This is a genomic window from Levilinea saccharolytica, assembly GCF_001306035.1.
In the GTDB taxonomy this organism is placed as follows: Bacteria; Chloroflexota; Anaerolineae; order Anaerolineales; family Anaerolineaceae; genus Levilinea; species Levilinea saccharolytica.
Window position 1 is genome coordinate 1 of sequence record NZ_LGCM01000041.1, and the last position, 8320, is coordinate 8320.

The window sequence follows — 8320 nt, forward strand, 5'->3', positions numbered from 1 at the left end:
GCCCTGAAAGCAGCTTTGAAGCTCTTCATGTACTGTTTTAATCAACGCCAATTGCATAAGCAACGCTTTCCCAACTACCCTGCTCATGTTTACCAATTTATCTAAGCCCAACTTTTATCCACTCCCACCGTGAGGCCTGAGGCAAATCTCCCCCTCCCAACGGGTCCTCAGATCCGCTGGGAGGGGGAAACGGTTGTGCTTAGATTTTCTCGGCGATGTCTTTTTCGGCCAAGGCGATGAAATCTGCCAGGGACATGGGGCCTGGGTTTTCGCCGCTGCGCATGCGCAGGGCGACCTGCCCGTTTTCCATCTCTTTGTCGCCGACCACGAGCATGTAGGGAATCTTCTGCATCTGCGCGTCGCGGATTTTGGCGTTCATGCGCTCGGGGCGGTCATCCACTTCGACGCGCAGGCCGGATTTCTTGAGCTGAGCTTTGACCTGCTCGGCATATTCCAGGTGGCGGTCGGCAATGGGGATGAGCTTGACCTGCACGGGGGAGAGCCACACAGGGAAGGCCCCGGCGTAGTGTTCGATGAGGACGCCGAAGAAGCGTTCCATGCTGCCCAGCAGGGCGCGGTGCACCATGTAGGGGCGGTGGGGCTGACCGTCTTCGCCAACATAGGTCAGGTCGAAGCGCTCCGGCAGGTTGAAGTCAAACTGGATGGTGGAGAGCTGCCATTCACGGCCGATGGCGTCTTTGATCTTGAGGTCAATCTTGGGGCCGTAGAAGGCGCCGCCGCCCGCATCCACCTCATAGGGGATGTGGGCGCGTTCCAGCGAGGCCTGCAGAGCATCCTGGGCGTCCTGCCACTGCTGAAGTTCGCCGACCGATTTTTCGGGCTTGGTGGAGAGATAGGCCTGGAATTCAGAGAAGCCGAAGGAGCGCAGGATGTGGAGGCAGAAATTGAGCACGAAGTCAATTTCGTCAGGCATCTGATCAGCGCGGCAGAAGTGGTGGGCGTCATCCTGGGTGAAGCCGCGCACGCGCAGCAGGCCGTGGAGCACGCCGGAACGCTCGTAGCGGTATACGGTGCCTTTTTCGGCGAAGCGCAGGGGCAGGTCGCGGTATGAGCGGGTGTGATCGTTGTAGATGTGAATGTGGAAGGGGCAGTTCATGGGCTTCAGGAAGTACTGCTGCCCTTCGATTTCGATGGGGGCATACATGTTTTCTTTATAGAAGCCCAGGTGGCCGCTGGTTTCCCACAGGGAGGATTTACCGATGTGGGGGGTGTAGACGAAATCGTAACCGGCAGCTTCGTGTTCCTTCTCCCAGAAATTTTCAGCTAACATGCGGATTTTGGCGCCCTTGGGGTGCCAGAGGATGAGACCGGCGCCGACCTCATCTTTGACCGAGAACAGGTCTAGTTCTCGACCGATCTTGCGGTGGTCGCGTTTTTTGGCTTCTTCCAGCTTCCAGAGGTATTCCTGAAGCTCCTGGGGGGAATACCAGGCTGTGCCGTAAATGCGCTGAAGCATGGGACGGCGCTCATCGCCGCGCCAATAGGCCCCCGCCACGTTCATCAATTTGACCGCGTCGGGGTTGATCAGGCCGGTATGTTCCACATGCGGGCCGCGGCACAGATCCACAAAGCTGGCGTGCTGGTAGGTGGACAGCTCTGGCTTTTCAAAGAGCGGGTTGCCGTCTTCATCGTAGCCACCGGATTCAAGACCGTCAATCAGTTCCAATTTGTAGGGCTGGTCCTGGAAGATGGCGCGGGCCTGTTCAGCGGAAAGCACCTGACGCTGGAAGGCGTGGTCTTCGCGGATGATCTCGCGCATGCGGGATTCAATTTCGGCCAGGTCTTCGGGGGTCAGAGCGCGGGGCAGGTCGAAATCATAATAGAAGCCGTCGTCAATGGCGGGGCCGATGGCCACTTTGCCGGTGGGGAATTTTTCCAGAACGGCCTGGGCCATGATGTGCGCGCTGGAATGGCGGATGCGGTACAGCAAAGAATCTTCGTAGCGTTCTTTCACTTTCTCGTCCATTGTGTCCTCCTCGAAACAAAAACATGATGAGATGGAGAAGGGTCGAAGGGCTATTAAAAAAATAACCCTCGCCCAGTTCTGGGGCGAGAGATTCCTCACGCGGTTCCACCCAGATTTGGCCCCGAAGAGAGCCATCTCATTGCGACCGATAACGGGGTCAGCCGTGCACCATACTGAGGGCGAAAAGGCCCGGTTCCGGTTTACGCTCACAGGTGGTTTTGGCTGGCACCTTTTCGGGGGGAGCTTGCACCCGGTGGCTCCCGTTCTCTGTCGAATGACGCCAGTTACTCGTCCTGATCGAAGCGTTTGTGGGCGGTATAGGACTCGAACCTACGGCCTTTGCGATGTCAACGCAATGCTCTAACCAACTGAGCTAACCGCCCGATGGGGATTATTATACCCAGGATTGGGCAAAAGTCAATGGAGAAAATTTGATGGGTTCTGAGGCTGGCTTGCGGGTGGGAATACCGCGCCTGCTTGACGGAGCCAACACCGAAGGAGCAGCGGACGAGACGGAAAATCTGATGGATGTGAATTTGCAGAAAAAATGCCCTTGACATCCCTTATCTATTATCGTAAAATTACGATATAGAGGCCAAAAATGAAAAAGGATACGACCACTGTGCGAGAATTGAGCCGAGATGAGGCGCGTCTGGCTGCCATGCTGAAAGCGCTGGGAAACCCGGTGCGTTTTCGGATGATGAAGTATCTGGCCGAACGACCCATGTGTATCACGGGCGATATGGTGGTATTTACCGCCCTAGCTCAATCGACCGTCAGCCAACATTTAAAAGTGTTGCGGGAAGCCGGGCTGATTGAAGGTGAGATCGAAGGGCCTGCCACGTGTTACTGCATTCATGCTGAGGGCCTACAGTTTTTGAAAGATCGGATTCAGCAGTGGCTGCCGGAATGCTGCCAGCCTGAAGCGGATGACCGTGAGGCGAACTGCTGTCAGGAAACCAGCTGATGCTCCAGGATATTTTTTTGGTTTTTTATATCGTAAAAATACGATAAAACAGATTTAGGAGAACCCCGTATGTCCATGACACAAGCATCATCCCAATATTTCCAACAGGTTGCCGGTCAATGGGACCAGATTCGGAGCGGTTATTTTGGCGAAGCAGTCCGTGAAACCGCGATTGCGAAAGCTTATCTGCGCCCAGAGATGGCGGCTGCCGATATCGGCTCAGGAACGGGCTTTCTGGCGGCTGGTTTAGCGCCGCTGGTGCAGAAGGTTCATGTGGTGGACGGATCCGCCGCGATGCTGGACGTGGCCAAAAAGAACCTGAGCGATTTTGACAACATCGAATATCACGAAGCGGACGGGGCACACTTGCCCTTTGCCGACGCAAGCCTGGACGCAGTATTTGCCAACATGTATCTGCATCACACCAGCGACCCGCTGGCTGCCATTCAAGAAATGGTGCGGGTGCTGCGGCCGGGGGGACGCCTGGTCATCACGGACATGGATGAACACCCCTACGACTGGCTGAAAGATGAGATGGCGGACGTGTGGCAGGGCTTTGACCGCGGGCAGATATCCACCTGGTTCCAGGAAGCCGGGTTGGTGAATGTGATTGTGACTTGCACAGGGCAATCCTGCTGTGCTGAATCCGCGAATCCTAACCTTCCTGAAGATGGGCAGCGGGAGGCAACCATCAGCGTCTTTGCCGCGGTGGGGACGCGCCGCACGGCCATGCGCGAAGTGGTTCAGGAGCGGTATGCGGCGGCGGCTCAGTCGGAGGGCTGTAATTGCAGCACCATTTCCAGCAGTTCATCAAACTGCTGCGGTGAATCGCGTGGTGAAGAGACTTGCTGTGGGGGTTCGAGCGGTGAGTCGTCTTGCTGCGGTGCCGAGAAAAAGCCTGATACCGTGACTTTTTCCAGCGGATACACGTCCGGCGAATTATCCGCGGCACCCAACGAGGCTGCGGAATTCTCCCTGGGCTGCGGGAATCCGCTGGCTCTGGCGGGACTGAAGCCTGGTGAGGTAGTGCTGGATATTGGCAGCGGCGGCGGGCTGGATGCGTTTTTGGCGGCTGCCAGAGTGGGGCCTGCGGGGCGAGTGATTGGGGTGGATATGACCCCTGAGATGTTGGAACGCGCGCGTGCGGCTGCGGCACGAAATCACCTTACCCAGGTGGAGTTTCGGGAGGGATATGCGGAAAACCTGCCGGTGACGGATGCAGAAGTGGATGTGGTCATTTCCAACTGCGTTATCAACCTGGTGGAAGATAAGGGGCTGGTGTTCCAGGAAGCCTATCGGGTGTTGAAACCCGGCGGCCGGTTAGAGGTGAGCGATATGGTCACTTCTGGGGCGATGCCGGCAGAAATGCGCGAGAACGGCGCAGATTGGGCGGCATGCGTGAGCGGGGCGCTGCCAGAACAGGAATATCTGGATTTGATCGCCCAGGCCGGATTCCGAAATATCACCTCCCGGCGCAGCACCAGCATGGGCGGGGCAGGCGGTGTTTCGGTTTACAGCGTGATCGCTTCCGCGCAGAAACCTGACCCAGCCGTGATGGAGAAGCGGTCTGCCTGCTGCGGGTAGGAGCGGCGGTAGCTGCGAATTAAAATATCGAGCTGTCCGAGAATATCTGGACAGCTCGTTGTTTTATCTGGTGAAATCGCCTACCACCCGTTTTGCATCAGGGCGGGATGACCAGGGGGATATAGAGGGTGCCCTCATAGATGACCTGGCTGCTGTCCTGGGTGAAGACTTGCATGCGAACTTCGCCGTCCACGCGGGTGAGCGGGCCGCTGCAGTACAGGCGGTTGGGATACACGGGATAGACCACGCAGGTGTACTCGCGTCCGTCCACCTGGGCGGCATATTTCCCGTTAATTTCCTGCTCGGCCTGAAGGGTGAAGAAATAGCGGAAGCCTTTTAAGAATCCGGCGGTGAGCAGACGCACACCGGCCATTTCTTCCACGGGGCGAGCTGTGGGGGTGAGGGTGGCGCCGGGGAGGGTTGGGGTGAGGGTGGGCGGCGGAAGAGTTTCGGTGGGCGCAGGGGTGGGGCTGGGTTGCAGGGTGGGCGTTCGCGTGGGCGGCAGGGTCGGCGTGGGGCTAAGCTGACCTGGCATGGCGCAGCTGGTGAGGGTGAGGGTTAGAAGCAAAATGAGGAGCAAGGATGGTGTGCGCATAGATTGATTATAGCCGTATTTTAGGCGTTGGGGAGCGTTTGGGCTCCGTTGTATGAGGTTTGAGTCAGGTCAAGAAATTTGGGCACGCAGTAAGGCAAATCCGCGGCTGGAGAGGAACAGGGTGAGGTGGGCGCTGGGGGGCAGGGGCTGCCAGACGGCCTGGGCGAAATCGAACTGTTCCAGCGCCGTAGGGCGGCCAACGGCTTCCAGCGGCAAAGAGAGGGTGAACGGGGCGCTTTGCAGGCAGAGAGCGGCCATTAACACGGTGCTGCCGTGCTGGAAGGCCCACCAGGCGCATTCGGGTTGGACATGGGCGGCGGTGCGCTGGGCGGCGGCCAAAAAGGGTTTCAGGGAAGCGTAGAGGTCTTCAAGGGTGTGATAAAAGCGGTTGAAGCCCGCATCCCCCACCCAGGTGAGGGTTTGGGGGCTGACATTGGCCTGATAGAGGCCGTGCGAGCGGTCCTGCAGGCCGATGACCTCATATTTGGGCCGGCGGGCCGTTCCGCAGGACAGGAAGCGCGCCAGGAAGAGGCGCTGCGAAAGCCCTTCGGGCCCTGCCAGCAGGGTGAGGGGTTGGCCCCAGATGTAGGGGTTGCCGGTGTCGTGCGTATCCACCGCGTAGGTGACTGCGAAGGGGGTGGGGCGGCGTGCATTGAGCTGGCTGAGCTGGTCGTGCAGGGCAAAGCTTTTTTCAAGATGAGCCTGATGGATTTCTTCCAGCATGTCGCTGCCGAGCATGAGGTCAAAGCCGGCAGCGGCGTAGTCTTGCAGCTCATTGCCCATGCGTTCAGCCATGTGGCCTATGTAGGGCTTTTGAGCCGTACGGCTGGCGGTGATGCAGGCTTGAAAAATGACGGGGCTGGGGCGGTCGGAGGCGGGCAGGGAAGGGTCTTCTGGCCAGAGCGAATCGAAGATGTGATCCGCCGAGTCATGGCGGACAAAGTCAAAATCGAAATCGTCCCGCCACAGGTCAAAGATGCGGTTGAAGAATTCCTGGGTTTCAGGCACCGGTTGGGGCGGAGCGGAGGGGAGGGGTTTTTGGTTGGGGCGCAGGTTGGTGTAAAACTTGAAGGGGGTGACGATGTGATAGGCCCCTTCGGAGTGATCCTGACCGGCGCGGTTGAGGTAACGAAAGCGGGGATAGCGGCCGTCTTGCGCATAGCCGGAAAAGGCGGGCACACCGTCGGCGTCCCAGATCTGGGAGGGAAGGGTCCAGAAGCCGCGCTGGATAAGCACGGGGATGAGAGCATGGTAGAGGTCCAGCTTGCGCTGGGCCAGGGCCGGGTCTTCATCCGGATGGCTTTCCAAGGTGGGCAGCCCGGCGGATTGGAGCGCCTCGGCCACGATCTGGCGCACCTGGGCGTGGATGGCGGCCTGGGCGTTTTCGGCCAGCATTTCTTCCTGGGTCAGGCCGCCAACGAGCTGATCTGGGTTTTGGGGATCGAGATGCAGCCAGCGGAAAAGGTGGGGGTGGAGGAGCACAGGTTGGGCGTATTGGGTGACGTGCGGCTCCAGATCAAAACCCACCGCCATTTTCAAAAGGTGGCAGGCCTGGACGAAGGCGCGCAGCTGGTCGCCGGGGCGAAAACCCGCCGCGGACAGGGCTGGATGGAGCAGGGCGGGGTCGAGGCAGGTGAGGCTGCTGACGGCGTAGAGCACGCCGAATTCTGAGCGGGTGAAGGGGGCCAGGTGGATGGCAGAAACGCGCAGGGCGGGCAGCAGGGCTGCAGCGGAGAGGAAATTGCCGGGGGAGTCAGGCGTTCCAGCGGCGCGGATGTTCATGAAGCAGAAGTCGGCCTGGGCCATCCAACCTGAATCAGGCTGGCCGCGCAAAGGGCTTTGGCAGGAGCGCTGGTGGGAAAGGTTTGTGTAGAAGACCGCAAAAGCAGCCGGGGGCAGACGCATGATCTCGGCGCAGGTGCGGCGCAGACAGCCGCTGGTCTGATATTCGGCCAGAAGTTCCAGACCAGTTTGCTGGTCAGATGTGGATGGGTTCAGCACCTGGAGGATGCGCGGCCAGATGGGTTCGTTGACGCGGGTCATAGGGGTGGGGCAGGAATGAGCTCGTCGTAGGTGGTTTCTGGATCCACCGGGCGGGTGAACTGCCAGCCCGCCAGGCGGGCGATGACAATTTCGGCGGTGGTGTAGATGCGGCAGCCGTCCATGAGGTGGCCGCCAATGGTGCGCCCGGCGCCGTCGGAGAGGGCGATGTGCAGGTGGAGCCCGTCGGGACTGAGGGTTCCCGTGAGGGAGACGATCTCAAATTTGTCGGTCCAAGAGACGGTCGCGGGCTGGTTGGCGGGGCGCAGCACGGCCTGGCGGAGGCTGCCGACACAGGTGAGCACGCAGGCAGCTTGCAGATGGTAGGCATGGGTAAAGCGGCGCAGTTCACGGTTCAGGTCTTGATGGGGACGCAGGCGCAACGCCAGAAGCGGCTGGCTTTGCATGGTCTGCCACCAGGCCAGGGCCTGGGTTTCCAGACGCTGGATCAGATCGTTTTTGCCCTGTATATAGGCTTCGATATCGGTGGGGTGCTGCTGCGCCAGAGTGAGCTTGAGATCCTGGTATTCCTGAGCGGCGGCAGGGTGGGCGGTGAGGTATTCACGGAAGGCCAGGTGGCGGGTGATCTCGGGATTGCCGTCTTGATAGATGTGCAGATGGTGGGTGCGCTCCTCTTCGGAGGGTTTGCGGAAGAAGCGCCGCCCGGGCAGGCCGTTTTCACCCAGGGCCTGATACCCCAGGGCTTGCAGCGCGGGGTTGAGCGCGTCCACGGCGGTGATGTCGGAGACGACGGGGAGCATGTCCACAATGGGTTTGGCGCTGAGACCCGGAACCGCGGTGGAACCGACGTGGTGCGTCACCCGCAGAACGGGGCCGAGAGCTTCTTCCAGCAGGCGGGATTCCTTTTCAAAGGCTTCGCGCCAGGCGGGTTGGTAGGGGAGGACTTCGACGCGGCGCATAGGCATCTCAGCGGCGGGGGCGGGTGAGGAGAAGGTAGAGGGTCAGCGGGGCGAGGAAAAAGACCATCAGCGGCCACAGCCAGGCCAGTTCCCCAGGGCCGCCGGGGCCGGTGCGGGCGGCGCTGCGGCGAATGCGCACCAGGCGGTAGTCGGCAGTGTTTGCCTGCAGGGCCTCATCCGTGTCGGTGAGGGGATGGATGCCGGCCAGGGGGGCGGCAAAACCAGAG

At 59.9% G+C, this 8320-nt stretch carries 7 protein-coding genes and 1 tRNA gene; 2 read left to right on the top strand and 6 right to left on the bottom strand.

Features of this window, described 5'->3' with window-relative positions:
- Positions 1-199 precede the first annotated feature (199 nt).
- Both thrS and ADN01_RS12045 read right to left on the bottom strand, forming a co-directional pair.
- The gene (gene thrS, locus ADN01_RS12040; protein WP_062418793.1) at positions 200-1987 is read right to left on the bottom strand and encodes a threonine--tRNA ligase; all 1788 of its coding nucleotides are present in this window, start codon (positions 1985-1987) and stop codon (positions 200-202) included.
- A 309-nt stretch (positions 1988-2296) separates the two neighbouring features.
- A tRNA-Val gene (locus ADN01_RS12045) sits at positions 2297-2370 on the bottom strand.
- Between the two features lie 218 nt (positions 2371-2588).
- Here ADN01_RS12045 and ADN01_RS12050 point away from each other — a divergent pair.
- Complete coding sequence (locus tag ADN01_RS12050; protein ID WP_062418792.1) at positions 2589-2954, top strand: ArsR/SmtB family transcription factor; 366 nt, start codon at positions 2589-2591, stop codon at positions 2952-2954.
- Between the two features lie 69 nt (positions 2955-3023).
- On the top strand, positions 3024-4538 hold the full coding sequence (gene arsM, locus ADN01_RS12055; RefSeq protein WP_062418791.1) for a class I SAM-dependent methyltransferase: 1515 nt from the start codon (positions 3024-3026) through the stop codon (positions 4536-4538).
- Between the two features lie 97 nt (positions 4539-4635).
- On the opposite strand, the gene ADN01_RS12060 is transcribed toward arsM, so the two are convergent.
- The 4 genes from ADN01_RS12060 to ADN01_RS19655 form a co-directional block, all read right to left on the bottom strand.
- Positions 4636-5133, bottom strand: coding sequence for a hypothetical protein (locus ADN01_RS12060; protein WP_152974020.1), 498 nt, complete (start codon positions 5131-5133; stop codon positions 4636-4638).
- Between the two features lie 69 nt (positions 5134-5202).
- A complete protein-coding gene (locus tag ADN01_RS12065) occupies positions 5203-7176 on the bottom strand; it encodes a hypothetical protein (protein WP_062418790.1) in 1974 nt (657 codons plus the stop codon).
- On the bottom strand, positions 7173-8093 hold the full coding sequence (locus tag ADN01_RS19910; protein WP_075071169.1) for a PCC domain-containing protein: 921 nt from the start codon (positions 8091-8093) through the stop codon (positions 7173-7175). The genes ADN01_RS12065 and ADN01_RS19910 overlap by 4 nt, the downstream gene beginning before the upstream one ends.
- Before the next feature lie 7 nt (positions 8094-8100).
- Positions 8101-8320: hypothetical protein (locus ADN01_RS19655; protein WP_160318421.1), on the bottom strand; the 220-nt coding region annotated here is incomplete at its 5' end.

Coding starts and splice junctions, on each gene's coding strand:
- ADN01_RS19910 (WP_075071169.1), bottom strand. CDS start 8,093: ATGCGCCGCGTCGAAGTCCTCCCCTACCAACCCGCCTGGCGCGAAGCC.
- ADN01_RS12065 (WP_062418790.1), bottom strand. CDS start 7,176: ATGACCCGCGTCAACGAACCCATCTGGCCGCGCATCCTCCAGGTGCTG.
- ADN01_RS12050 (WP_062418792.1), top strand. CDS start 2,589: ATGAAAAAGGATACGACCACTGTGCGAGAATTGAGCCGAGATGAGGCG.
- thrS (WP_062418793.1), bottom strand. CDS start 1,987: ATGGACGAGAAAGTGAAAGAACGCTACGAAGATTCTTTGCTGTACCGC.
- arsM (WP_062418791.1), top strand. CDS start 3,024: ATGTCCATGACACAAGCATCATCCCAATATTTCCAACAGGTTGCCGGT.
- ADN01_RS12060 (WP_152974020.1), bottom strand. CDS start 5,133: ATGCGCACACCATCCTTGCTCCTCATTTTGCTTCTAACCCTCACCCTC.